Source organism: Acinetobacter zhairuonensis (assembly GCF_022601715.1).
In the GTDB taxonomy this organism is placed as follows: domain Bacteria; phylum Pseudomonadota; class Gammaproteobacteria; order Pseudomonadales; family Moraxellaceae; genus Acinetobacter.
In genome coordinates this window covers 110083-134393 of record NZ_JAKVIM010000004.1, presented here as the reverse complement: position 1 = coordinate 134393, position 24311 = coordinate 110083, and the positions used below count along the sequence as shown (strand labels likewise).

23 protein-coding genes and 1 pseudogene are annotated in these 24311 nt (G+C 43.8%); 17 read left to right on the top strand and 7 right to left on the bottom strand.

The window, feature by feature from the left end:
• Positions 1-7 precede the first annotated feature (7 nt).
• A complete protein-coding gene (locus tag MKI85_RS04930) occupies positions 8-547 on the bottom strand; it encodes a DUF924 family protein (protein ID WP_241625545.1) in 540 nt (179 codons plus the stop codon).
• A gap of 317 nt (positions 548-864) precedes the next feature.
• Between MKI85_RS04930 and gshA the strand changes: the two genes are divergently transcribed.
• Both gshA and MKI85_RS04920 read left to right on the top strand, forming a co-directional pair.
• Positions 865-2442: a glutamate--cysteine ligase gene (gene gshA, locus MKI85_RS04925; RefSeq protein WP_241625543.1), complete on the top strand. Its 1578-nt coding sequence runs from the start codon at positions 865-867 to the stop codon at positions 2440-2442.
• Between the two features lie 18 nt (positions 2443-2460).
• Positions 2461-2976, top strand: a complete 516-nt coding sequence (locus MKI85_RS04920; protein WP_241625541.1) for a disulfide bond formation protein B — start codon at positions 2461-2463, stop codon at positions 2974-2976.
• Between the two features lie 62 nt (positions 2977-3038).
• Here the strand turns inward: MKI85_RS04920 and MKI85_RS04915 are convergent, their stop codons facing one another.
• On the bottom strand, positions 3039-4370 hold the full coding sequence (locus MKI85_RS04915; RefSeq protein ID WP_241625539.1) for a GPI inositol-deacylase: 1332 nt from the start codon (positions 4368-4370) through the stop codon (positions 3039-3041).
• 244 nt (positions 4371-4614) lie between these two features.
• On the opposite strand from MKI85_RS04915, the gene MKI85_RS04910 reads away from it, so the two are divergent.
• From MKI85_RS04910 to urtE, 7 genes and pseudogenes are all read left to right on the top strand, one after another.
• A complete protein-coding gene (locus tag MKI85_RS04910; RefSeq protein WP_241625537.1) occupies positions 4615-5199 on the top strand; it encodes a YqiA/YcfP family alpha/beta fold hydrolase in 585 nt (194 codons plus the stop codon).
• A gap of 14 nt (positions 5200-5213) precedes the next feature.
• Positions 5214-7094 carry a DNA topoisomerase IV subunit B gene (gene parE, locus MKI85_RS04905; protein ID WP_241625536.1) on the top strand — a complete coding sequence of 627 codons (1881 nt, stop codon included), beginning with the start codon at positions 5214-5216 and terminating at the stop codon, positions 7092-7094.
• Between the two features lie 312 nt (positions 7095-7406).
• Positions 7407-8690, top strand: coding sequence for an urea ABC transporter substrate-binding protein (gene urtA, locus MKI85_RS04900; protein WP_241625534.1), 1284 nt, complete (start codon positions 7407-7409; stop codon positions 8688-8690).
• Between the two features lie 203 nt (positions 8691-8893).
• Positions 8894-10405 (top strand): annotated as a pseudogene (gene urtB, locus MKI85_RS04895) (urea ABC transporter permease subunit UrtB); the annotation flags it as partial.
• Between the two features lie 5 nt (positions 10406-10410).
• A complete protein-coding gene (urtC, locus tag MKI85_RS04890) occupies positions 10411-11484 on the top strand; it encodes an urea ABC transporter permease subunit UrtC (protein WP_241625530.1) in 1074 nt (357 codons plus the stop codon).
• Entirely contained in the window at positions 11481-12299 is an 819-nt protein-coding gene (urtD, locus tag MKI85_RS04885) for an urea ABC transporter ATP-binding protein UrtD (protein WP_241625528.1), read from the top strand. Before urtC ends, urtD begins: the two co-directional genes overlap by 4 nt.
• A 10-nt stretch (positions 12300-12309) precedes the next feature.
• On the top strand, positions 12310-13008 hold the full coding sequence (gene urtE / locus MKI85_RS04880; protein WP_241625526.1) for an urea ABC transporter ATP-binding subunit UrtE: 699 nt from the start codon (positions 12310-12312) through the stop codon (positions 13006-13008).
• Positions 13009-13036: 28 nt separating this feature from the next.
• Here the strand turns inward: urtE and MKI85_RS04875 are convergent, their stop codons facing one another.
• Complete coding sequence (locus MKI85_RS04875) at positions 13037-13786, bottom strand: hypothetical protein (protein WP_241625524.1); 750 nt, start codon at positions 13784-13786, stop codon at positions 13037-13039.
• Between the two features lie 233 nt (positions 13787-14019).
• Between MKI85_RS04875 and MKI85_RS04870 the strand changes: the two genes are divergently transcribed.
• A complete protein-coding gene (locus MKI85_RS04870; RefSeq protein WP_241625521.1) occupies positions 14020-14520 on the top strand; it encodes a DUF1877 family protein in 501 nt (166 codons plus the stop codon).
• A 72-nt stretch (positions 14521-14592) separates the two neighbouring features.
• On the opposite strand, the gene MKI85_RS04865 is transcribed toward MKI85_RS04870, so the two are convergent.
• Together MKI85_RS04865 and puuE are read right to left on the bottom strand one after the other, a co-directional pair.
• Complete coding sequence (locus MKI85_RS04865) at positions 14593-15318, bottom strand: outer membrane protein OmpK (RefSeq protein WP_241625520.1); 726 nt, start codon at positions 15316-15318, stop codon at positions 14593-14595.
• Between the two features lie 513 nt (positions 15319-15831).
• A complete protein-coding gene (gene puuE, locus MKI85_RS04860) occupies positions 15832-16806 on the bottom strand; it encodes an allantoinase PuuE (protein ID WP_241625518.1) in 975 nt (324 codons plus the stop codon).
• A gap of 240 nt (positions 16807-17046) precedes the next feature.
• On the opposite strand from puuE, the gene MKI85_RS04855 reads away from it, so the two are divergent.
• From MKI85_RS04855 to MKI85_RS04830, 6 genes are all read left to right on the top strand, one after another.
• The gene (locus MKI85_RS04855; RefSeq protein WP_241625516.1) at positions 17047-17424 is read left to right on the top strand and encodes an HPF/RaiA family ribosome-associated protein; all 378 of its coding nucleotides are present in this window, start codon (positions 17047-17049) and stop codon (positions 17422-17424) included.
• Between the two features lie 143 nt (positions 17425-17567).
• A complete protein-coding gene (locus MKI85_RS04850; RefSeq protein ID WP_241625514.1) occupies positions 17568-18110 on the top strand; it encodes an ankyrin repeat domain-containing protein in 543 nt (180 codons plus the stop codon).
• Positions 18111-18124: 14 nt separating this feature from the next.
• A complete protein-coding gene (locus tag MKI85_RS04845; protein ID WP_241625513.1) occupies positions 18125-18895 on the top strand; it encodes a transporter in 771 nt (256 codons plus the stop codon).
• 17 nt (positions 18896-18912) lie between these two features.
• Positions 18913-20733, top strand: a complete 1821-nt coding sequence (gene dsbD, locus MKI85_RS04840; protein WP_241625511.1) for a protein-disulfide reductase DsbD — start codon at positions 18913-18915, stop codon at positions 20731-20733.
• A 2-nt stretch (positions 20734-20735) separates the two neighbouring features.
• Positions 20736-21416, top strand: coding sequence for a glutathione S-transferase family protein (locus MKI85_RS04835; protein ID WP_241625509.1), 681 nt, complete (start codon positions 20736-20738; stop codon positions 21414-21416).
• A gap of 195 nt (positions 21417-21611) precedes the next feature.
• Positions 21612-22178, top strand: coding sequence for an FMN-dependent NADH-azoreductase (locus tag MKI85_RS04830; RefSeq protein ID WP_241625507.1), 567 nt, complete (start codon positions 21612-21614; stop codon positions 22176-22178).
• A gap of 53 nt (positions 22179-22231) precedes the next feature.
• On the opposite strand, the gene MKI85_RS04825 is transcribed toward MKI85_RS04830, so the two are convergent.
• Positions 22232-23143, bottom strand: coding sequence for an alpha/beta hydrolase (locus tag MKI85_RS04825; RefSeq protein ID WP_241625505.1), 912 nt, complete (start codon positions 23141-23143; stop codon positions 22232-22234).
• Between the two features lie 157 nt (positions 23144-23300).
• On the opposite strand from MKI85_RS04825, the gene MKI85_RS04820 reads away from it, so the two are divergent.
• Positions 23301-23738 carry a DUF2147 domain-containing protein gene (locus tag MKI85_RS04820; RefSeq protein WP_241625504.1) on the top strand — a complete coding sequence of 146 codons (438 nt, stop codon included), beginning with the start codon at positions 23301-23303 and terminating at the stop codon, positions 23736-23738.
• 64 nt (positions 23739-23802) lie between these two features.
• Here MKI85_RS04820 and MKI85_RS04815 read toward each other — a convergent pair whose 3' ends face one another.
• Positions 23803-24153 (bottom strand): Spx/MgsR family RNA polymerase-binding regulatory protein, encoded by a 351-nt coding sequence (locus MKI85_RS04815; RefSeq protein WP_241625502.1) that lies wholly within the window; start codon positions 24151-24153, stop codon positions 23803-23805.
• Positions 24154-24311: the final 158 nt, after the last annotated feature.

Genomic DNA, 24311 nt, shown 5'->3' with positions numbered 1-24311 from the left:
AACGAGTTTAAAATTGGTGATTTGATTGTGTCAAAAATTCTAATTCTTCAGCACTGGATGCTCGTCCTAGCAGGATATTTCGCTGCGGATAGCGTCCAAATCGGTCAATAATGGCTTTATGTTGTCGTTCAAATTCTAAGGCAATCGGATGCCCCAGCTGTTCAAATAAGTTTAACCCAAATTCATGCACCCGTTGTGATTCGCTGTGCATAAACGGCATGTATAAAAAATAGCGCTGTTCGGGACTGAGCTGTAAATGATGGTGCCCCAAAATGGCTTCTTGTGCCAAGCCGAGTGCGAGGGCATCGTGGGCAAAAGCAGCGGCTTGGTCACGGAATAAATTGCGGGAGAATTGATCCAGAATGATGACTTCGGCCAGGCGACCTTCAGGTTGTTGTCGCCATTCCCAGAGTTCGCCCAAGGCTGCCTGTCGATGGATCTGACTAAACTTCTCCACCAAAATTTGATCAAATTCGCTGCTTTTTGCAAACCAGTTCGGCTGGGTTTCGGGCGCATACCAAAAGTTCAGAATATCCTGATAATTCATTTTTATTACAGATCCTTAGCACTTACTCTTCAATAAAATCATATTTTTTTGGTGCCTTATAGAGTAACTTTGTGATAAAAAATTGCCGCAATAGGGTGTACTTTTTAAGAATTTTTTACATCGACCCGTTGAACATGAGCGATGTCACCCATATTAATGCCAGTTATCTGATTTACTGAATCTTTTCCATAGATGCCACAAATGTTGCGAATCTGTTGGAAAAATAAACAGCGTGTCATGTAGCGGCATCAAATCACAGTATACTGATATAAACTGATGATTTTATTTTAGTAGTTCTTCCAATAAGCGAGATGATAATGAGTCAACCCGAATCGACCTCTCAAGCTGTGTTTCCGACTTGGGTGGATTCTTCGCTGTTACAAGGGATGTTACGTGGTATAGAACGTGAAAGTTTGCGTATGCAAAGCAATGGTTTTCTATCGCAGGCAGATCATCCCAAAGCTTTGGGATCGGCATTGACCCATCCGCATATTACCACCGATTATTCAGAAGCTTTGATGGAGTTTATTACTCCTCCACAAGACACCATTGGCAAAGCTTTAACGTATTTAAAAGACATTCATGCGGTGGTCCATCGTCATTTAGAGCATGAAGAAAAGCTCTGGCCTTTGTCGATGCCGTGCATGCTGGACAGTGAAGAAGACAACATTCGTTTGGCGCAATATGGCAGCTCCAATATTGGTCGCTTCAAGACCTTATATCGCCGTGGTTTAGGGGTACGCTATGGTCGCCGTATGCAGACCATTTCTGGGGTACATTATAATTTATCTTTTCCAGACAGCTTATTTGCCGCATTACAACAACAAGAAAGCGATGAAGCATTACGCCAACTGTCTGCGCAAGATTATCGCAGTCATCGTTATTTTGGTCTGATTCGTAACTTTATTCGCCTGACGCCGCTGGTGATGTTCTTGCTGGGTGCCAGTCCATCGGTATGTAAATGTTTTATGACAGGGCGTGAGCATCATTTGCTGCCGTTATTAAAAGGCACCTTGTATTTGCCCTATGCCACCGCTTTACGTATGGGGCGTTTTGGCTATCAGAACTCGGCACAGAAGCAACTCGGCATTCATTACAACGACATCCAAGGTTATTTAGACGGTTTACAAAAAGCGGTCAAAACTCCGTATGCAGATTTTAGCCGTTTAGGGTTAAATGATGCGCAAGGTGAGCCGATCCAAATTAATGACCACGTGCTGCAAATTGAAAATGAGTACTACAGTCTGGTGCGACCAAAGCAAGTGCCGCAAGCAGGCGAAACACCTTCCGAAGCCTTAATGAAGCGTGGTGTGGGTTATGTAGAACTGCGTGCAGTCGATGTGAATCCGTATAGCTCGATTGGGATTGATGAAAGCAGTGCAGGTTTTCTGGAAGTACTGGCATTGTATTGTTTATTACAAGACAGTCCAGCGCTATTAGATGCCGAGCAAGAGCAGATTGAGGAGAACCAAGCTGAAGTCGTGAATCGCGGTCGTGCCCCGAATGCACAAATTGTGGAAGATGGGCAGAATTATGCGATTGAAGACTGGTGTCAAAAACATGTTGATGCCATGCGCCCCTTTGCAGAACTGCTGGATCAAGCCAATGCCACACAGCTTTATGTGCAGGCTTTAGAATTAATGCAGCAACGCATTGATGAAGTGGATCATACGCTTTCGGCACAGGTGATTACAGATACCCTAACCCATGGCGGGACGTGGAATTTTGGTAGTGTACTGGCTCAACAACACGCAGCAGTGTATGAACAGCATCAACTGAGCCCTGAAACGCAGGCGTATTTTGATGAATTGGGACAGACATCGCTACAACAGCAACAACAACTTGAACAAGATAGCACCATCAGTTTTGATGAATATCTTGCACATTATCGATAAAAATTAAGAGGTTTGACCATGCAATGGAGTTTTCGCTTCGTGAGCGGGTTTTTAGTCATCGCAAGTATCGTGGGTATGGCGTTTGCGCTGTATCTCGAACATGTCCAAGGTCTTGAACCATGTCCGCTGTGTGTATTCCAGCGAGTCGGTTTAATGGGATTGGGCATTATTTCATTGGTAGCACTGATTCATAACCCAAGTTCTGCATGGGGCAAACGCCTTTATGCCTTATTGGGCAGCCTCTCTATTTTATGGTCGGCAGGTGTTGCAGCGCGGCATGTCTGGTTACAGAACCTGCCACCAGATCAGGTGCCAAGCTGTGGTCCAGGCTTAAACTATCTGATTGATGCTTTACCGTTAAAAAATGTGTTAGCGCAAGTGCTGACTGGTTCAGGTGAGTGTGCCGTGATTGACTGGACGTTTCTGGGGCAGTCTTTACCTGTATGGTCGCTGGTCTTTTTCACTATTTTGGCAGTCGTCAGCTTGTGGCAATTGCTGCGCCGTTATCCAACGGTAGCAAAAGCGAAAAAATAACACCGACAGCATTCCGTCTGCATAAAAAAAGCCAACTGTTGTTGGCTTTTTTTTATGTGGCATCAGGTCAGGGCAATGCCTTCATAATCATCCAGACCAATCATATGTTCATGCGCATGCAATTGATGGTGTTGTGCTTTTTCAGGATAGAACCAATGCACAATTTGCTCTGCGACGCTGGAATGATACTGAATCTCCAGATGATTCAGCCCATAGAAAATGGCTTTATGTGATTCGGGTAGTTTCAACTGAAACCGTGGATTGGGATGTTCACCCAAGGCACTTTTGACACTGACCAGATAGTCGCCAATCACTTTCAAAGTTTTGTTTTTACGGTGTTCGAACTCCAGTGTTCCCGCCACCAGATAAGTATTGATATGTGAAGGCAGTGGCGCAGGTTTACGGTTATCATCAAAGAAGCCGATGCGGGCTTCATTATGTTCCCAGTCATCATCACGGACGCTGCCATAACGTAAATCTAGAATGCCATTACTGCGAATATTGACCAGATGTCCTGCCAATTTCACAATCGGAAAGCGTCCCAGTTTTTCCTGTACTGCAAAACCAAAACGTTCGAGTGCAGCACCATGATGCGGTGAGCCTAAGCAGACCAGATTTTCCACCATGTGCAGCCATTGATGCATGTTTTGCTTACCATAGAATAAGGCACTGCGCGCCACCAGTCCGCCCATACTATGCCCAATAATATCAAGACTAGTAATCCGCGGATTACGTTGAATTAGATCTTCTAGGGTATTGGCAAGGCTGCGACCATTGGCAGAAATGCGCCGTCCAGAGTTGTAGTTCAAGTACAACATGGTGTTGTGGTCACGCTGTGCCAGTAACTTTTCACCAAAGCCGCCATTGTTGCGGTTGGTCCAGTCCAAGTGATTCATACACAGACCATGCACAAAAATCACCACACGCCCCGATAAATCCCCGCGCTGAATTTCACCATAGTGATCATACAGCACCATCGGCAGTGCGATGGGATTGTGGTATTGCAGCAGATAATCGCCGATCACACCGTTCACAACACCCACTAAAAAATGCAGACTGGGCGTGAGTGGTTTCTCATGCAGCTTTGGATATTTTTCAATAATTTGTCGCAAACCTGGTGCCAAAAGATAATGCCCGTAGTTTTCCAGAATATTCATGCTCAGGCGGTTAAATTTGACGATTTGCGGAAGATTTTGTAGATATTTAAACTCTTGTTCATCCACTCCAAAAATACTGGAGAAGATTTCCCGCTGAATGGTCCGCATAAAGTCCTGAACCACATTGTTCAAGGGCGTACTGAGTAATTGAGCCAGACCTTCCAGTAAGTCAGCTTGACTGGGTGGGGTCCGATCCCATTTACAATACGTTTCATGCAGCGGTGTTAAACTCGGCATTTGTGATTATCCTTGATGCTTTGTTTGGTTCATCTCAATGCTTTCATTTTGCTTAAGATAGAGGTATAACTTTTTTCAGTTTCATCATATCGAGTTTGACTCGAATAATTTTAAAATACCGATGAATATCGCGGAATAAGGCTTATTTTGTCTAACAATTCGAGTCTTTCGACGAATTTAAAACAATCCTGCGTCAGAATGATGAAAAATGAGGACAAGCTTGCAGCGGGTTAGCAAAAAAAGTATGAATATTATATATATCCACGGCTTTCAAAGCAGTCCAAATTCAATTAAAGCGCAGCAGTTAGAGCAGTATTGTGCGAAAGAGGGCATATGGACGGTTCATGTCCCTGATTTAAATGTGCCGCCAGCACAGGCGCTGCAACGGCTACATGATTTGGTGAGTCAGCATGAGGATGCGGTACTGGTGGGTAGTAGTTTAGGCGGTTTTTATGCGACACAACTGGTCGCAACACATGCTGTGCCTGCTGTATTGATTAACCCTGCTATGCGACCATGGCAACTTTTTCGGGATTTATTTGGGCAACAGCAGCTTCCCTATGCCGTGAATGCCACATGGACACTGGATGAGCCACAATTGGACTATTTAGAGCAAATTGCGGTATCAAATGTTCAGCAAGCAGACAAAGTGTTGGTGTTATTACAACAAGGCGATGATGTTTTAGATTATCGTGAGGCTGAACAGTTTTATGCGTCGCAGCAACCACGGGCATTGGTCATGACCGAGGCGAATGGGAATCATGCCATGGATGATTTTGCTGCCAAAATACCCATGATTTTACAATTTTTATCGTCTTCCAGATCATAAGGAAATCGTACAACGTGTCTCAATATACGGCTCAATCGCTTGAAGTTTTATCTGGTCTAGATCCAGTTCGTCGTCGTCCCGGGATGTATACCGATACCTCTCGTCCGAACCACTTGGCTCAGGAAGTGATTGATAATGCGGTGGATGAAGCACTGGCGGGGCATGCCAATAAAATCACGGTGACGGTGTATAAAGATGGCTCTTTGGCTGTAGCGGATAATGGACGTGGTATGCCAGTTGATATTCATCCTGAATATGGACAAAGCGGGATCGAAATTATTCTGACCAAACTACATGCTGGCGGAAAATTCAGTACTGATAACTACCAGTTTTCTGGTGGTTTGCATGGTGTCGGCATCTCGGTAGTGAATGCGCTTTCTGACCGCGTTGAAGTGGAAGTCCAGCGTCAGGGTAACCTGTATCAGATGGCATTTGAACATGGCGAACCTGCAGCGCCTTTAGCCATTTTGGAAGGCAAAGTACCAAAACGTGCAACGGGCACGCTGGTACGTTTTTGGCCTGAAGCCAAATATTTTGATTCACCTAAATTTGCCTTAAAAGCACTGAAACATAACTTAAAAGCCAAAGCGGTTTTAGCAGCCGGGCTACAGATTATCTACGTTGATGAAATCAACGATGAAAAAATCGAATGGCAGTTTGAAAATGGTCTGGTCGACTATTTGATGGATGAGCTGGAAGAGCGTGAAATTTTGCCTGCACCTGCTTTTGTCGCCACTGGCGATGCCGAACGTGCCAGTGCTGAATTTGCCATTTGCTGGAATGTCGAAGGTGGCGAACAAATTCAGGAAAGTTACGTCAACCTGATTCCCACTGCGCAGGGCGGAACGCATGTCAATGGCTTGCGTTCAGGCGTCACCGATGCATTACGCGAGTTCTGTGAGCTACGTAATTTGTTGCCGCGTAACTTGAAACTTTCTGCGGAAGATGTCTGGGATGGCGTGAACTATATCTTGTCGTTGAAATTCCAAGAACCGCAATTTTCGGGACAGACCAAAGAGCGTCTTTCCAGTCGTGAAGCCGCAGGTATCGTACAGAATATTGCCAAAGATGCTTTCGCACTGTGGTTGAACCATCACTCTGAAATTGCCATGCAATTGGCGGAAATGGCGATCTCCAAAGCGGGTCGTCGTTTAAAAGCCTCGAAAAAAGTTGAACGCAAGAAAATCGTGTCAGGTCCAGCCTTACCTGGGAAGTTGGCAGACTGTGTCGGTCAAACCCGTGAAGATTCGGAACTGTTTATTGTGGAAGGGGACTCTGCGGGCGGTTCAGCCAAACAGGCACGCGATAAAAACTTCCAAGCCATCATGCCGATTCGAGGCAAAATTCTAAATACCTGGGAAGTCTCTTCGGATGAAGTACTGGCGTCGCAAGAAGTACATGATATTGCCATTGCGATTGGGGTAGACCCAGGCAGTGATGACTTGTCCGAATTGCGTTATGGCAAAGTGTGTATCTTGGCGGATGCCGATTCGGATGGTCTGCATATTGCCACGTTGTTGTGCGCGCTGTTTGTGAAGCATTTTCCGAACTTGGTAGAAGAAGGGCATTTATACGTGGCGATGCCGCCGTTGTTCCGTATTGATGACGGCAAAGATGTGCATTATGCCTTGGATGAAGATGAGCTTGAGTCAATTTTGAAAAAAGCCAAAACTAAGAATCCGCAAATTACCCGCTTTAAAGGCTTGGGTGAGATGAATGCCAGCCAGTTACGTGAAACCACGATGGATCCGAATACCCGCCGTCTGGTGCAACTGGATTTAGATGATAGCCATTTAACCGCAAGCTTATTGGATAAGTTGCTGGCGAAGAAGCGTTCGGGAGACCGTAAACACTGGTTAGAGCAAAAAGGTAATCTGGCGGATATTGCGGTTTAATTGCAGTCTGCTCTATTTTTCAAGCCATCCAAGGTAACTGCTTTGGGTGGCTTTTTTAGTGCACAGCAGTATCTTCTGCTGTAAAAAAAATGTGCAATTTCAGTAGGGAAGAATACAATGAGCGGATGAAAAATGCACCATCCTGAGTCGCGAAAATACAAATCAGGAGGCAATGATGTATACAAGATTATTAATTTAGATAGAGGGTTTTAAAAATTTATATAATAAAAACATATGTTTAATTAGTTGGCATAAAAATTGAATACTCTGGGCAGACATAACCAAAAAACACAAAATGCTTGGAGAACTAAAATGTTCCAACAAAAACTATTGAGTAAAACTCTTTTGGCGGCAGCAGTGGCGGGGAGCATTGCATTAACAGGCTGCTCAAAACCAGCAGAAAAAACAGAAACCGCAGCATCGGAAGCCAAAGCGCCTGCAGCCAGTGGCGATACCATCAAAGTGGGGATTTTACATTCGCTGTCAGGCACCATGGCCATTTCTGAAACTTCACTAAAAGACACGGCACTGATGGCGATTAATGAAATTAATGCCAACGGCGGGGTATTAGGGAAAAAATTAGAACCTGTGGTGGTCGACCCTGCTTCAGACTGGCCCCTGTTTGCTGAGAAAGCCCGTCAGTTGATTACTCAAGATAAAGTGGCGGTGATTTTTGGATGTTGGACCTCGGTATCGCGTAAATCTGTCTTGCCAGTGGTGGAAGAACTCAATGGTTTGTTGTTCTATCCTGTGCAGTATGAGGGACAAGAGCAGTCGAAAAATATTTTCTATACTGGTGCTGCACCGAATCAGCAAGCCATTCCAGCGGTGGAATATCTGATGAGTGAAGAGGGTGGCAAGGCGGGGCGCTTTGTGCTGTTAGGTACCGATTATGTTTATCCACGCACCACCAATAAAATTTTACGTGCGTTCTTGAAGTCGAAAGGCATTGCCGATGCGGACATCATGGAAGAGTACACCCCATTTGGTCATAGCAACTATCAAACCATTGTCGGTAATGTGAAAAAGTTTGCCGCAGGCAAGAAAACCGCGGTAATTTCGACCATTAATGGTGACTCGAATGTGCCGTTCTACCGTGAATTGGGCAATCAGGGCATTAAAGCCTCGGATATTCCAGTGATGGCCTTCTCGGTGGGTGAAGAAGAACTCCGCGGTATTGATACCAAACCATTGGTGGGTCATTTGGCGGCATGGAACTACTTCATGTCGGTGAAAAATCCGAAAAATACTGAATTCGTGAACAAGATGAAGCAGTATGCGGTGGAATACAAACTGCCAAATGCGGATAAATTGGTAACCAATGACCCAATGGAAGCGACCTATGTTGGGATTAACATGTGGAAGCAGGCCGTAGAAAAAGCCGGCACAACCGAAGTGGATAAAGTCCGTGATGCCATGGCGGGTCAAACGTTTGCTGCACCATCGGGTTACACCCTGAAAATGGATGAAAGCAATCACCACTTACATAAGCCAGTGATGATTGGCGAGATTCGTGGCGATGGTCAGTTTGATGTGGTGTATAAAACTGCCAATACCATTAAAGCGGAGCCTTGGAGCCCGTACATTCCAAAATAATTCCCCTCTACCTACTGCTACGGCAGTAGGTCTTTCTATTTCTTCATTCCGATGACAGACCATTTGCCTTGTGAGGGGGGAGTCTTTTCATGTCGATTAAACGCTATTGTGTGGCACTGTTGTGTACCTGCCTGCACTTATTCTGCAATCCTGTCTGGGCAGAAACATCTGCACCTGATGCACCGCTGCAAGTCCAGCAGGCAGATCCGATTCAACGGTTTGTCAAAGCCGATTTTGCTGAACGCCGTGCCATGTTGAACCAATGGCCTGCCAGTATTGAAAGCCTCGATCAGTTGGTGGCGTATATTGAGCAAAATGAATTGTATCGAGATGGTGCAGGTCAAACCTATATCTTAAAAAATGATGAAAAGTTGTATCAGTATCCTGCCATGCAAGAGCTGAGCACGTGGCCTGCGGATTTATCTCAAGTTACTTTGGTGAATACCTTGCGTAAAGCTTTGAGTTTTGGGCAAGCCAAAGTGAAACTGAAGTCAGATGAAGCAACACAGCGTTTAGCAGCGATTGATATTTTAGAAAATAATGTAGATGAGCTTGATCCAGTCTGGATTCGTCAACTCTATCTGCAAGAACAAAACAACAAAGTCAAAGCACGTTTGCAACAGCTCAAAGCGCGTATGGATTTAAGCAGTTCCGATGCGCTGGTTAAGTTACAGGCGGTAAATACATTGTCTGCATCGGATCGTCCTGATGTACTGGCAGTGATTGAACATGAACTCACTCAAGCGAACCTGAATCCTGAACTTGAAGCGGCTTTGCAGGCAGCAAAAAGCAGCATTAAAACCCGATTACAAGCCAGTGAATGGGCAGGGCATGTGTTTTCAGGATTCAGTACCGCCAGTATTTTGCTATTGGCGGCATTGGGCTTAGCCATTACCTATGGTCTGTTGGGCGTGATCAACATGGCACATGGCGAGCTGATTATGATTGGTGCCTACACCACCTATGTGGTGCAAAGTCTATTTAAAACCCATTTGGGACAATATGTAGATTGGTATTTATTGATCGCAATTCCCGCAGCCTTTTTGGTCAGTGCCGTGATTGGCATGTTGATTGAACGCACGGTTATTCGTCCTTTATACGGCAGACAGCTGGAAACCTTGCTGGCAACCTTTGGGGTCAGCCTGATTTTAATGCAGCTGGTGCGTATGATTTTTGGCGCACAAAATGTCGAAGTGTCGAATATTTCATGGCTTTCAGGCGGTATCTCATTAACGCCAAGTTTAATGCTGCCGTATAACCGTATCGCCATCATTATCTTCACTGTCGCAGTGCTCTTGCTGTTGGTGTATCTCCTGAATAAAACCCGCTTTGGTCTGTTTGTTCGTGCTGTGACACAAAACCGTCAGATGGCGCGTGCGGTCGGTATTCGTTCGGCACGCATTGATATGTTGGCATTTGGCTTGGGTTCAGGATTGGCGGGTTTGGCGGGTTGTGCCTTGGCACAAGTGGGGAATGTTGGTCCAGACTTGGGGCAAAACTACATTATTGATGCCTTCTTGGTGGTTGTGGTTGGTGGTGTTGGACAAGTCTGGGGTGCTGTACTGGCAGCCTTGGGTCTGGGCATCAGCGGTACGGTGCTGGAAATTGGCCTAGGTGCGGTACTGGCCAAAATTATTCTGTTGGTGCTTGTGATTCTGTTTATTCAGAAACGTCCACAAGGTTTGTTTGCCATTAAAGGGCGTTTTGTGGAGTAAACCTGATGAAAATAACAACTTTATTTGCAGACAATTCCTATAGCGGCGTTGCGATTGCAGCCTGTTTTGCGGTGATGCTGGTGCTGCCTTGGCTGCATGTATTACCTGCTGAATCGGCTTTGCATCTTTCTGCCTATTGGGTCACCTTGATTGGCAAAATCATGTGTCTTGCCCTTGTGGCATTGGCATTGGATTTGGTCTGGGGTTATGCCGGCATTTTGAGCTTGGGGCATGGACTGTATTTTGCTTTGGGTGGTTATGCTTTTGGCATGTATTTGATGCGTGAATCGGCTGGATCAGAACTACCAGATTTCATGCGCTTTCTCAGTTGGACTGAATTACCGTGGTACTGGGTCGGAACGGAACATTTCTTATGGGCATTGGCTTTGGTGGTGTTGGTCCCAGGTCTAATCGCATTCATTTTTGGCTTCTTTGCTTTCCGTTCCAAAATTAAAGGGGTGTATTTCTCTATCATTACCCAAGCCATGACGTTTGCTGCAGCGCTGTTATTTTTCCGCAATGAAACAGGCTTTGGCGGCAACAATGGTTTCACAGGCTTTAAAACCATTTTGGGTATGGACATCACTTCGGCGTCTATGCGTGCAACCCTTTGCTTTTTAACGGCATTGGTGTTGCTGCTGTGTTATTTGGGCTTACGTCACTTGATGAATCAGCCTTATGGACGGGTGTTGGGGGCGATTCGTGACAGCGAGAACCGCTTGCAATATTTGGGCTATCGTACCCTTTGGTACAAGCTCTCGGCTTGGGTCTTGTCTGCGGTGATTGCAGGTATTGCAGGGGCACTGTATGTGCCGCAAGCAGGCATTATTAATCCCAGTGAAATGAATCCTGTGAACTCCATTGAAATGGCGGTTTGGGTGGCAGCAGGGGGGCGTGGCACTTTAATCGGTCCGATTCTAGGTGCGGGTTTAATTAATGCGGTGAAGACCTATTTCACGGTGGCATATCCAGAAGCGTGGCTACTGATTCTAGGTGGTTTATTTATTGTGGTGACTTTATTCCTACCAAAAGGAGTGATTGGGTTATTTGACCGTTTTAAAAAGGAGCATGATGCATGAGCGAAATTATCCAGCCGCATGGTGGACATGCTTCAGAAGGTTATGGGCGACCAAAAGAACACGGTGCAGATTTTAGTCACGGCATTGCGCTGTATTTGGAAAAAGTCAGTGTCTGGTTTGACTCTTTCCGTGCCCTCAATGATTTATCGTTATATATCGAAGAAGGGGAATTACGCTGCATTATTGGTCCCAATGGGGCAGGTAAAACCACTTTGATGGATGTGATTACAGGTAAAACTCGTCCCACGGAAGGTTCAGCTTTTTTTGGGCAAACCTATGATTTGGCAAAGATGAGTACCGAACAAATTGCTGAAGCAGGCATTGGGCGTAAATTCCAGAAACCGACGGTATTTGAAAATTTTACCGTGCTGGAAAATTTATTATTGGCTGCACCCAAAGATAAACGGGTGAAAAAAAGCTTTTTCAGTAAATTGGATGCAGATGTTCAGATCGCATTGGATCAAACCCTTGAGCAAATTCGTTTAAAAGAATTGGTCAAAAAGCCTGCGGGCTTGTTGTCGCATGGTCAAAAGCAATGGTTAGAAATTGGAATGTTGTTGATGCAGCGACCAAAACTGATCTTACTGGATGAACCTGTGGCAGGCATGACAGATGCGGAAACCGAACGTACAGCGGAACTGTGTCTGGAGTTAAAAAAAGAGCATACCTTGGTGGTGGTTGAGCACGACATGAGCTTTATCGACACCATCAGTGAAAAAGTCACGGTCTTGGCACAAGGGGCAATTTTGGCAGAAGGAACGCTGGCAGAAGTGCAAGCCAATGAAGACGTGATTGAAAAATACTTGGGGCGTTAAGGAGCAGCACATGTTAGAAGTTAAGGCGATAAACCAATATTATGGGGGCAGCCACATTTTACGGGATGTGTCGTTCCAAGCCCCGATTGGCGAGTGTTCGGTGGTGTTAGGACGTAACGGCGTCGGGAAAACCACCTTGCTGAAATGCCTAATGGGAATTTTACCGATCAAGTCGGGACAGATCGTATTGGATGGTAAAGACATTTCTAAACTCAGTCCTGAGCAGCGGGTAAGGGCGGGTTTGGCCTATGTTCCGCAGGGACGAGATATTTTTTCGACCTTAACTGTGGAAGAAAATATTCTAATCGGCATGGCGAAATTTTCGGGTACCAAAACCAAAAAAGTACCTGAGCATCTGTATGAAATTTTCCCAGTGCTAGATGAAATGAAGCATCGCCGTGGCGGGGATTTATCAGGAGGACAACAGCAGCAATTGGCGATTGCGCGGGCTTTGGCTTCTGAACCGAAGGTGCTGATTTTAGATGAACCGACAGAAGGTATTCAGCCTTCCATCATTAAAGATATTGGTCGTGTGATTCGTAAACTGGCAGATGGCGGTGATATGGCGATTATTTTGGTGGAACAGTTTTATGACTTTGCCGAAGAACTGGCAGATGGTTATACCGTGATGGCGCGTGGTCAGGTGATTGCCCAAGGTCGTGGAGCGGAAATGCCTGAAAAAGGCATTAAGGATTTAGTTGCGATTTAGAAAAAAGCCTCTTAAGAGGCTTTTTTTATTAATTAGTTTCTACTTTCATATACGTGCCGCTGGCAGATACATTATGCCCAAAACCACAGCCCGAGGTATTTTGTTGTTCTTCCACCACAATTTGCTGTCCGTGTTTTGCATCATTGGTAAAATTTAACTGAATTTGGCAGTCTTCATAACGATAAACTGCTTTTTTCTGTTGTAGTGGCATCTGTGTATCAAAGCTGCCTAAATTCGGTCCATAAATCAGCCCACGCAGCCCAAAATAATAGCCTTCAAATTCAATTTGATAAGCATTTTTTAGTTTTTTTACGGTGATGGTGTCCCATTGCCCAAAGCCATTTTTTGCAACATATGTCCCTGCTAAAGAAGTCGAAAGCTGAATAGTGGGTAATTGACTTAAATTGAACTGACTCATTTTTGAATCGGGGTTACGTAGAAACCATGCCCGTGCCCATAGGGGTTTACCTAGTTTGGCATAGGTCAGACCGACATTATTGTTGGCAATATCAATATCTCGATCAGAGACCTGAACACCACTTTCATCTGCATTGATTTGACAAAAATGTGACCAAGCAGCTTGATCTTGAAACTGGCTGAGGGCTTGAGCATATTGTTTGTGGTCGTAATGTTGCTTGCCCAGACGTGCATATTGTTTCAGTTTGCCACATCCTTGTTTTAACTCTTGTTCATAGTTTGATTCAGCTATGGTGATCTGTGGTAAAACCCAAACGGAGGTGGTTAAAACGATAAGGGATAAATTTTTAAAATTCTGCATTGTTATTAAAATTCAAAAGTGATGTGCAGATAGTCTAGGTAATCTGGCTAAATTTAAAAAGTATAAATCTGCGCAAAATGAGAGAAAAAGGTTGCTGGCTTATATTTAAAAAAGGGGGCTACTTATTTTGGCGGGCAGGTTACAAACTGCAATTGAATTAACACAGTTTGTACTGTGTCTTGCTCGTTGAATCGAGCTAAGCTAAAGGCAATAAGTATAACAAGGACCTCATCATGGACGCTTTTCTTTTTAGCATTGCCCCAAATGATTTAGAGAGTTTAATGCTCGATGCGGAGAACATGAGGGATATCGAACAGGCACCGTATAAACAAGATCAAATTGACTTGGGGGAACTATGGCCTGTTTTGGCTAAAATATTGAGCCAGCAGAGTTCAGCCAATCTAAATTTACATGATTTAATTTATGCAGAATATCCCATTTCAGAGCATCCCAAAATAAAATCCGTCGCACGATATAATCCTGCCGTGCATGTCATGGAATTGACACAAGCACTTGAGCAAATTAGCGTGGAAGAGTTGCAAAAATATTGTCGGAAACACCAGCATACCTCTGAGATTGCTCAGTTAATGGGTGATCACACAGCTCAATTGGATGAGGCGGAGTTGACTTTATTACTCACCCAATTAAAAAGTTTTTATCGGAATGCTGTAGAGCAGAATCATGCGGTTGTGAGTCTGATTGCCGAAAATATACGACCAAAACACCTGATTTAATTTAAGAAGGTATAAATTTAACCATAAAAAAAGCAAGACCAAGGTCTTGCTTTTTTGACACCAATTAAACCATTAGAAATGGTATTTAATTAAAGCACTGACGTTATTTTCGTCTTTACCTTTAATGCTGTATTTGTTGTTCCAAACCGACCATTCTGCACCGAGGTATAAGCGCGTGTCTGGAGAAATGTGTTTACCCACATTCCATTTCCACTGTGTGGTCCAGTTCATTTCGCTCGCATGACCATCTTCTTCCGCAGTAGACCAGTCTAGGAAACCATCCACAAGGAAATCTTCTGAGCCAACTTTAAATGGAACGCCATAAGCCAAAGTCATTTGGTAATCATCAGGCGTGTTTTTGTAGTTGTCTACTTTGTACAAGTTCACTTGTGCATATTGGAAATATGGAATCGCAAGATCGACACCAACACCATATAAGTAGTTGTTGAAACCTTCGCCACCTTCCCAAGTCGTAGCGATTAACACATCTTTGATTGGGCCTAACTCAAGTTTTTGACCTGAGATTGCACCAAGGCTCAAACGCGGTGAAGCCTCGAAATAAGTTTCGTTGCCACTCACATCATTATTGGTACGGTCAGCAAAAGCGAAAAAATCACCGTATTTTAACTTTGCTGTATATTCAAAAGTTACCGTCGTTTGCTCATCTTCACGAGCAATCAGTTGGTAATCTTCACCATATAAACCTGTGATACTAAAATCTTGCCAGATTGGCGCAGCTTGAGTAAAAGTCGCTGCAGTAGCCAATGCACATGTCGCCGCAATTTGAGTCAGTTTCATTAAAAAATATCTCCCCCGAGAAAGCGTTTAAAGGATACAGATTCTTTAGCAAAAATAAAGCCAAATTTGACCAATAATTTAAAAAATATGCCATTGAAAATTAAATTAAATAGAGTTAATAGATGTTGTTGATAATATTAATTATTTTACCAAATGGTATAGTTTTAACGGTGTTTGAAAATCGCATAAAATTGATTGAAAACTATTGGTGATAAAATATTCAAGATAAATAGTTTATATGACAGATATTTGCACTAATTTGGTGAGTTTTGGTTTAACCATTTGGTCAATTGTGGTGAATATTGAATTTATCTAAAAAATAGAATGCCATTTTGAAAGTATTGTTGATTTAGAGTCGCAGTCTGGCAGAAAAAAGCGAGCTGCTGAAATTCAAGATTAAGCAATGAAACTTATTAATGCCTGCATATGGGGTTAGTGGAAGATTGCCAAAAGAGCGCAAAATTTGCAGTTCTCTTTTGGCAGTGAGTGATACAGTTACAAGCTCAAAGCAACTCAGTTGGATGCTGCTGCTGGATGTTGCTGTGACCAATGTTGAGCGATGTCACCGCGTCGGCAAATCCAGACTTTTTCATGAGACTGAATATAATCCAAAAACTTTTGTAAGGCTTTAAAACGCCCAGGGCGTCCTAACAGTCGGCAGTGCATCCCGATCGAAAGCATTTTCGGTGCATGTTCACCTTCGGCATATAAAACATCGAAAGCATCTTTCAAATACTGAAAAAAATCTTCGCTGGTGCTAAATCCATTGGCGGCACTGAATTTCATATCATTGCTGTCCAGAGTATAAGGAATAATCAGATGTGGTCTGCTTTCACCTGCAAGATTGGTCAGGGTGGTCCAAAAAGGCAGATCATCTCCATAATAATCACAGTCATATTGAATTTGAGGGAATTCTGCCAGTAACTGGCGGGTGCGTGGGCTATCCCGTCCTGTATACCAGCCTATCGGGGCATAACCAAATAAAGCTTCTAATACACTCATTGCCTGATCCATGTGCTGACGCTCAGTGTCTATATCCATATTTTGATAATGCAGCCAGCGTTGCCCATGAGACACCACATCGTACTGTGCCGCTTGAATGGCTTCGACCACAAAAGGATTGCGAATTAATGCCATCCCCACACCAAAAATGGTCATGGGAAGCTGGCGACGCTGGAATTCTGCATGAATACGCCAGAACCCTGCACGAGATCCATATTCGTACATGGAGTCCATCGACAGATGCTTGTCTGGATAACTGGCAGCACCAAACATTTCCGAGAGAAACTGTTCTGAACCCGCATCGCCATGTTCAATGTGGTTTTCTCCACCTTCTTCATAATTCAGCACAAACTGCACCGCAATACGTGCTTGATTGGGCCATGCAGCATGTGGAACTTGCCCATGGTAGCCAATTAAATCACGTGAATAAGGGGTAGTACGTATCGAGTTGATGAGTTCTTGACCACGCAAGTAAGGAGTTGTCACGATTGGTTATCCTTTTGATAATTTTTTTAAAATAGCACTTGCATATTTTTGAGTTAAGCCCGATATTCAAAGGACAAGGACACGATTCTGCAGACTCAAAAGTGTTCATCATTTCAATGAGGAGGTTGGTTCCAAAATTGATTATAGATGTTCGAATGCTGTGTAAACAGCAAGCTACAAGCGTGCCAAGATAAAAAAGTTTTGCACAAAAAAGATTCAGATAGATAAGAGGATGAGATTATGAACATTGAAATCCGTACAGATAAAAACATTCAAAATAATGATCGTTTAATAAGTTATGTGCGTGCAGAACTAAATGAAGAATTCCAACGTCATAGTGAACGTATTACCCATTTCTCTGTACATTTAAGTGATGAAAATGGGGACAAAGGCGGCGATGATGATATTAAATGTATGATTGAAGCACGTGCAGCAGGATTAAAACCTGTGGTCGTGAATCATAAAGGACATAATGTTGATACCGCTTTGCATGGTGCTATTGATCGTTTGAAACGTAGTCTTGAGCATGTGTTTGAAAAAAGAGAAAATCCCCGAGGTGGGCAATTAGAATTTGCGGATGCTGATGCAGACAAAGATGTGATTGATGATGAAGATTAAGCTCAACTGATTGAGCCTATAAACAGAAAAAAGCCCTGCGGGGCTTTTTTTATAAGAATTAAAAACTTTAGATATACATTTACCTAAAACAAAACACCGAGAATTCGGCATAATATTCCGAAACTGATGAAAGAGTATGTTCCATGTTAACAGCACAACAACAAGTCTTTGTGCAGGCGATAGAAGAATTAGACCTGCCGCAAGTACAACGTCTTTTAGCTGAAGGTTTAGATCCTAACTTTATTGATGCTGAGAAAGGTCCTGCTGTTTCAGTCTGGTCAGACGGATTATTTCAGTGGTGGGAACATGTTTGCGAAGCTTATGAAGCTGGACAAGCGCTGACTGAAGAACAAAAACAGCAACAACTGGCTGCGCATCTGGAGATTATGGAGGCTTTAATTCAAGCCAAAGCCAACTTCCATTTATGGGACAGTGAAGAGTTATATGGTCCTTTATGGGATGCTGCCAGTTCAGCATGTGTGCCTGCGGTAAAGCGTTTATTAGAAATCAAGGTTGATCCAAATACCCGTGATGAACATGGACTCACGATTTTATCTTCGATCAGTGATTTATTTTTTGATTGCGACTTCGATGCCATTAACTGGGCAGAAGCCTTACCTGAAGAACGTCAAACTTTAGAATTGTTACGCAGTCAGGGCGCAAAAATGTCGAAAGAATTGGCTTAAAACTGAGGTAAATCATGAAAAATTTACAACAATGCAGCGTATTGGCACTAACCCTTGGTGTGGCTTGTCCAGTTTTTGCGGCAGACTTTTCTTTTGATCGTCCTGGTTCGGGCATTGGGACAGGGATTACACCTGTCGGGCAACTAGCTTGGGAACAGGGCTTGCCCAGTGCTAGCTATGAAGAAAGTATGGTCAATGGTGTACAGCAAAAAACCACGACCCTGAATGCAGACACCTTATTACGTACGGGGATTGCACACAACTTGGAATTACAACTGGGTTGGCAAGGTCCGTCATGGAGTCAGGTCAAACAAGCGGGTAAAACCGTGGATGAAGATGGTTTAGGCGATGTCAGCATTGGTTTAAAAAGTGCAATTGACCTGAACGATGACAACTTGACCATGGCAGTGCTTTTGGAAGCAGTGCTGGCAACAGGCAATGATGGCTTTACAGCAGAGGATGATATTTATGCCTTGGCGACTGCCGTATCCTATCAGCAAAGTGACTTGGTCAATACTTCCATCACCATGCGCTATGAAGTTCAGGATGGCGATTGGGCAGTCACTGCGATCCCTAGCATTGGCTACAAGCTGTCAGACAAATGGTCAGGCTTTTCTGAATTGGTCTATCGCAAAGCAGAAAGCCAAGACTATGAATACGCGCTGGATTCAGGTGTAATTTATGCCTTAAATGAGCGTACCCAGTTAGATGCCAGTGTGGGTGTGGTGCTCAGTGGTGCAGATAAGCGTTATCAATCAGGTTTAGGTGTTTCATACTTATTCTAAAGGTGTCAGTCTTGTTTATGGAAAAGTCTCTGCTGCTTTCAAAATCTTATGGGCGCAGTGTGCTCTGGCTCTGTGCTGCTTTACTGGCATTTTGTTCAACCTTGCTGCATGCGCAGCAAGCCTTGTTATCTGCCGAAGAGGCTTTTCCTGTTCAAGTTGAATCTGTTTCTACACAAGAAGTGCAGTTACATTGGAATATTCCTGAACATTATTATCTGTATCAGCACAAGTTTGAGGTACGACAAGGGCAGCATGTACTGCCCTTAACATTGCCAAAGGCACAAGCACTCTATGATGATAACTATGGTCAAACTCAGGTCTATTATCAGCAAGTGCAATTTAAGGTGCCAGCGCAAGCTTCACAAACTTATCAAGTGACTTGGCAAGGCTGTGCCAAAGACCGTATTTGTTATCCTCCTCAAAGTATTGAATTCAAGACGGATGCTGATGGTTTAGTCGCTTTGCAAAATCAATCTACGGCACTGAAGCGACTGTTAGATTTAAACTCAAATCAAAACAATGCTGCCGTAGAAAATGCGGATGCTGTAGATCAAAACAATGCAGCACCTGCATCACAAACGGCACAGGATCAACGCTGGTCTGCACAATTGGCGCAGCGCTCGCCGATTTACGGCTTATTACTGTTTTTAGGCTTGGGCATTTTGTTGGCGTTTACACCGTGCTCGCTACCGATGATCCCGATTCTCAGCTCCCTGATTGTACGTGATCGCCGCGGGGTCAAAGCATGGATGATTGCCTTGGTGTTCGTGTGTAGTATGGCCATGGTCTATGCCGTGTTGGGCTTGGTGGCGTCCTCTGCGGGATTGAATTTTCAGCGCTGGTTACAGCAGCCTTCGACCCTGATTGCTTTTAGTTTGTTGTTTGTGGTGTTTGCTTTCAATTTATTTGGACTGTTTGAACTCCGTTTACCACATGCCGTCGTGCATCGTTTAGACCATTGGCAGTCCATGCAAAAAGGCGGCAGTCTGATCGGGGCAGCGGTCATGGGCATGATTTCAGCCTTGTTGGTTGGTCCATGTATGACTGCACCGCTGGCGGGGGCATTGCTCTTTATTTCTCAAACTCAGAATCAGTGGCAAGGGGCTTTGTTGTTGTTTACTCTTGGTTTTGGGATGGGGTTGCCGCTGTTATTGGCGAGTATTTTAGGTGCCAAAGCTTTGCCAAAAGCAGGCTTATGGATGAACCAGATTAAAGTCCTGTTCGCCTTTTTAATGCTGGCATTGGCATTGTATTTTATCCGTCCATTGTTGTCTGAAGGCTGGATGCAAGGCTCAAGTTTGCTCTTGGGGCTGAGCTTTATCTGCTACGTATTGTATCGTGCGCTGTGGCAAAAATCGCCGTTACGTCCATTGTATCTGGTCATTTTAATAGTGGCTGTACCGTATGTAATTTACAGTCAATATCAGCAAAGTCAGCATTTCTTTGTGGAGCAAAGCTCACAACAGGCACAGTGGCAGGTGGCTCAAACTGCGGCAGAGTTCCAGCAAATTTTGGCACAAGCACCGAAAGATCGTGGCATTGTGATTGATGTCTATGCAGACTGGTGTGTGGCATGCCAACCGATTGAGCATCGGGTTTTAAAATCGGCACAGGTTCAGCAAGCCCTGAGTCCTTATACACTCATCAAACTAGATTTAAGTCATTATGATGCCAGTCATCAGCAATTGTTAAAACAGTGGGATATTTTAGGACCACCGACCTATTTATTTTTAACCCCTGTGCAGCAGGAGGTCCGAGGGCTGCGTTTAACGGGTGCCTTTAGCGAAGCTGAGTTATTAGAGCAACTACAACAATTCCAACAAAATTTAGGACATTAATGATGCTCACACTTTATATTGCCAATAAAAACTACTCCAGCTGGTCAATGCGTCCTTGGTTGGTGTTAAAAGCTTTTGAAATCCCCTTTCAGGAGCATGTGATTTATTTTGATCGAGAACGCTCGATCGGTTTGTTTCAGCAAAAGCTTACGGCAATTTCTAACAATGCCAAAGTGCCGATTTTGTGTGATCAAGGATTAAAAATTTGGGATTCTCTAGCAATTTGTGAATATTTGGCAGAACAGTATCCTGAGCAGGCACTTTGGCCGAAAGACAAGACACAACGTGCCCGAGCCAGAAGTATTAGCGCAGAAATGCACAGTGGTTTTGCTTCGTTAAGAACCCTGTGTGGTATGAATATTCGTGCACAACTGGCAGATGTGGGGCAGCGTCTTTGGGCAGAACATGCAGCGTTAAGACAGGATGTTGCGCGTATTGAGCAAATTTGGGCAGAACGCCCAGATCCAGCAGGTTTTCTGTGTGGCGCGTTCAGTATTGCAGATGCCTTTTATGCACCAGTGGTGATGCGTTTTCAAAGCTACGCTTTACCGCTCAGTGAATCCAGTCAGCGTTATATGCAAAGCATGTTGCAACATCCTGCTGTACAAGCATGGATTGAAGCTGCGATGCTTGAAGGGCATTGGGTGAACTATTTAGAAGCCTATCAAGTCGAAAAAGTATAAATATATGGCATGGTTGGATAAGTTCAGCTTTTTCAGATTTGAATGCAATTTCAAAAACTTGATCCATTCGTATTGAGTCACTTTACCATTTTGTTCTAAATATGGAACATAGTGTATTAACTTAGATAATTATTCTATTTTTATGGATGACCTAAACTGAGCCTATTCCAAGAGATCAAATATTCGAGTTACGTCATGAAAGTTTTACATATCGATTCAAGCATTTTAGGTACAACATCGGTTTCACGTCAGTTGAGTCAGGCGATTGTTGAACAATTGCAAGCCAAAAATGCTGATGTCCAAGTACAGTATTTAGATTTGGCAGCTCAGCCTATTCCCCATTTAACAGCAGAAATTTTAATGGGACAAAATGCGGAACAAACTGCATTAGGTGAACAGATCATTCAGCAATATTTAGATGCTGATGTGGTTGTGGTCGGTGCTGCCATGTATAACTTCGGTTTAGCTTCAACCTTAAAAGCATGGATTGACCGTATTAGCGTGGCAGGTAAAACTTTTAAATACACTGAAAATGGTCCTGTTGGTTTAGCAGGGGATAAACAGGTGTATATCGCCAGCAGCCGTGGCGGTGTATATGGTGACAATAGCCCAGCAGATTTCCAAGAAGGCTTCTTGAAAACAGTCTTTAACTTTACGGGTGTCAACCAAGTTGAAGTGGTACGTGCGGAAGGCGTCAACATGGGCGAAGAGATGAAAACTAAAGCCATTGAAGCAGCTTTGGCTCAGGTGAAACTCATCTAAATTATCTTTAGATAGAAAAAAGGTCAGCGCAAGCTGACCTTTTTTTATGGTTATTAATCGTGGTCTAAGCGGTGAGCAAAGGTCGCTAAATCGGCTAGGGCTTGTTGGGCTTCTTCAAACCAAGCACTGAACATTTGGAAGTTGTGCCACATGCCTGTATAAATTTTAAATTCAACGTCTACTCCCGCAGCTTGAGCTTGTTGCTGAAAGCGTTTGCCATCATCCATTAAAATTTCTTTAGAGCCGACCTGGATGAGGGTGGGAGGTAAGCCAGTTAAATCCTCAAATACAGGGGAAACACGCGGATCACCCCGATCAATCTCTTTGGGGAGGTAGTAAGCAATCCCTGTTTCAAGGGCTTCTATGGACAAGAGCGCATCATGTTTTTGATTGAAGCGTAGCGATTCGCTGGTCAGGGTCAAATCTAAAAACGGAGACAGTAAAATCAAACCGCTGACCTGTTCCCGTTGTGCCTGACGGATTTTGATCGCCAGTGCGACCGCGAGGTTTGCCCCACAGGAGTCACCCGACAGGATGATATCTTTGGCTTGGATGCCCTGATTCAGTAAATTCAAATACACTTCAAATAAGGCATCTACTGCCTCTGGAAATGGGTGTTCAGGTGAAAGCGGATAATCTACATGTAACACCTGCATTTGCGTGCGTGCGGCAATCTGGCTTAAAAATGCCCGATGTGTTTTCAGTGAGCCAAGAAAGAACACACCGCCATGGATATGAAAAATCAGTTGAGTCGATTGCTGCTGCGGCTTCAGTTCTTCGGCATTCAGTTGCCCCAAGCGTAAGCTACGTACTTGTACATCGGGTTGCATGGGAAAGACACGACAAAGCTGTTCTAAGCCGAGTCTTAAAGTTTTGGGAGGGAGGCTATATTGACTTGGCGTGCGGACGGCAGTTTTTAAAAGGCTTTCTGTAATGAATTGTTTCCACGGCGCTGAAATATTCATGGTTCTTCCATTTTGTTATAAATTATGCTGAATAGCGGTGTATTTACCCACAATAATTACAAGGGTACACTAAACAGTCACACTCAAGAATTGCAAAATTGTTGTGGCTTAACAATACTTAAAGGCGTCTACAAACAGACTAGGGAAATCAAGAAAAATGAAAAAAATTGCGCTTGCATTAGGATTGCTTGGCTTCACCGTATTGGCAAATGCGGCTGATCCATTGAATGGTACAGTGTGGAAAACAATTGATGATAAAACCAAACAACCGCGTGCGGTTGTGAAATTTACTGAGCAAAAAAATGGTGTTTTAACTGCAACCATTCAAAATGTTTTAACGCCAGGCGAAGAAAATGCCTGTAGTAAATGTGAAGGTCCTTATCAGAACAAATCGTTGAAAGGTCTCACTATTGTACGTGGTTTAAAAAATGTTGGTGGTACCAAATATGATGATGGTACGATTTTAGATCCGAAAAATGGCAAAACTTATAGCTTAAAAGGTGAGTTGACTTCAGGCGGTAAGAAACTTGAGCTTCGTGGTTATTTGGGTGTCGCAGCTTTAGGACGTAACCAGACTTGGGTGCGTGTAAACTAAGACAGAATCAAGAATAAAAAAGCCTGCATTGAGTCAGGCTTTTTTATTTTTTCTATTTTAGCTTTTAGCCTGCAAGGGCACGGTAAGCGGCTTCATCAAAACCAATAATATAGCCAGATGCCGTGTTTAAAACAGGGCGTTTGATCAGGCTTGGCTGTGCCATCAGGGTTTCAATCAGTTGTGTTTGTGAAGCTAGGGCATGCTGTTGTTCTGCTTCAGTGAGTTTGCGCCAAGTGGTGCCTTTTTTATTTAAAATTAGCTCTTGTCCGACTTGGTCTAACCAGATTTTTAAGGTGTCGGCATCAATACTTTGCTTTTTATAATCATGAAATTCATAGGCCAAGCCAAGTTCAGTCAGCAAATCGAATGCTTTTTTCATGGAGCTACAGTTTTTAATGCCATAAATTTTTAGCACGTTGAATACTTCTCTAAAATGATCTTTGGCTATAGGGTAAACAAAAAAACAAGCTTTCTCTAGCGCTAGGCGTTAAAGGAATAAAATATCAACAGTTATTCTGAGCTTGTCATCGAACTGCAATCAAAGCTTGGCATGCTATACGCATAAACAAAAAC

What these genes read in the sequence shown, in the direction of transcription:
- urtA (WP_241625534.1), top strand. Translation starts at nt 7,407, where the DNA reads ATGTTCCAACAAAAACTATTGAGTAAAACTCTTTTGGCGGCAGCAGTG.
- MKI85_RS04865 (WP_241625520.1), bottom strand. Translation starts at nt 15,318, where the DNA reads ATGAAACTGACTCAAATTGCGGCGACATGTGCATTGGCTACTGCAGCG.
- MKI85_RS04930 (WP_241625545.1), bottom strand. Translation starts at nt 547, where the DNA reads ATGAATTATCAGGATATTCTGAACTTTTGGTATGCGCCCGAAACCCAG.
- dsbD (WP_241625511.1), top strand. Translation starts at nt 18,913, where the DNA reads ATGGAAAAGTCTCTGCTGCTTTCAAAATCTTATGGGCGCAGTGTGCTC.
- urtC (WP_241625530.1), top strand. Translation starts at nt 10,411, where the DNA reads ATGAAAATAACAACTTTATTTGCAGACAATTCCTATAGCGGCGTTGCG.
- MKI85_RS04830 (WP_241625507.1), top strand. Translation starts at nt 21,612, where the DNA reads ATGAAAGTTTTACATATCGATTCAAGCATTTTAGGTACAACATCGGTT.
- MKI85_RS04850 (WP_241625514.1), top strand. Translation starts at nt 17,568, where the DNA reads ATGTTAACAGCACAACAACAAGTCTTTGTGCAGGCGATAGAAGAATTA.
- gshA (WP_241625543.1), top strand. Translation starts at nt 865, where the DNA reads ATGAGTCAACCCGAATCGACCTCTCAAGCTGTGTTTCCGACTTGGGTG.
- MKI85_RS04835 (WP_241625509.1), top strand. Translation starts at nt 20,736, where the DNA reads ATGCTCACACTTTATATTGCCAATAAAAACTACTCCAGCTGGTCAATG.
- MKI85_RS04910 (WP_241625537.1), top strand. Translation starts at nt 4,615, where the DNA reads ATGAATATTATATATATCCACGGCTTTCAAAGCAGTCCAAATTCAATT.
- MKI85_RS04915 (WP_241625539.1), bottom strand. Translation starts at nt 4,370, where the DNA reads ATGCCGAGTTTAACACCGCTGCATGAAACGTATTGTAAATGGGATCGG.
- MKI85_RS04875 (WP_241625524.1), bottom strand. Translation starts at nt 13,786, where the DNA reads ATGCAGAATTTTAAAAATTTATCCCTTATCGTTTTAACCACCTCCGTT.
- MKI85_RS04855 (WP_241625516.1), top strand. Translation starts at nt 17,047, where the DNA reads ATGAACATTGAAATCCGTACAGATAAAAACATTCAAAATAATGATCGT.
- MKI85_RS04920 (WP_241625541.1), top strand. Translation starts at nt 2,461, where the DNA reads ATGCAATGGAGTTTTCGCTTCGTGAGCGGGTTTTTAGTCATCGCAAGT.
- urtD (WP_241625528.1), top strand. Translation starts at nt 11,481, where the DNA reads ATGAGCGAAATTATCCAGCCGCATGGTGGACATGCTTCAGAAGGTTAT.
- MKI85_RS04820 (WP_241625504.1), top strand. Translation starts at nt 23,301, where the DNA reads ATGAAAAAAATTGCGCTTGCATTAGGATTGCTTGGCTTCACCGTATTG.
- urtE (WP_241625526.1), top strand. Translation starts at nt 12,310, where the DNA reads ATGTTAGAAGTTAAGGCGATAAACCAATATTATGGGGGCAGCCACATT.
- MKI85_RS04845 (WP_241625513.1), top strand. Translation starts at nt 18,125, where the DNA reads ATGAAAAATTTACAACAATGCAGCGTATTGGCACTAACCCTTGGTGTG.
- MKI85_RS04825 (WP_241625505.1), bottom strand. Translation starts at nt 23,143, where the DNA reads ATGAATATTTCAGCGCCGTGGAAACAATTCATTACAGAAAGCCTTTTA.
- MKI85_RS04870 (WP_241625521.1), top strand. Translation starts at nt 14,020, where the DNA reads ATGGACGCTTTTCTTTTTAGCATTGCCCCAAATGATTTAGAGAGTTTA.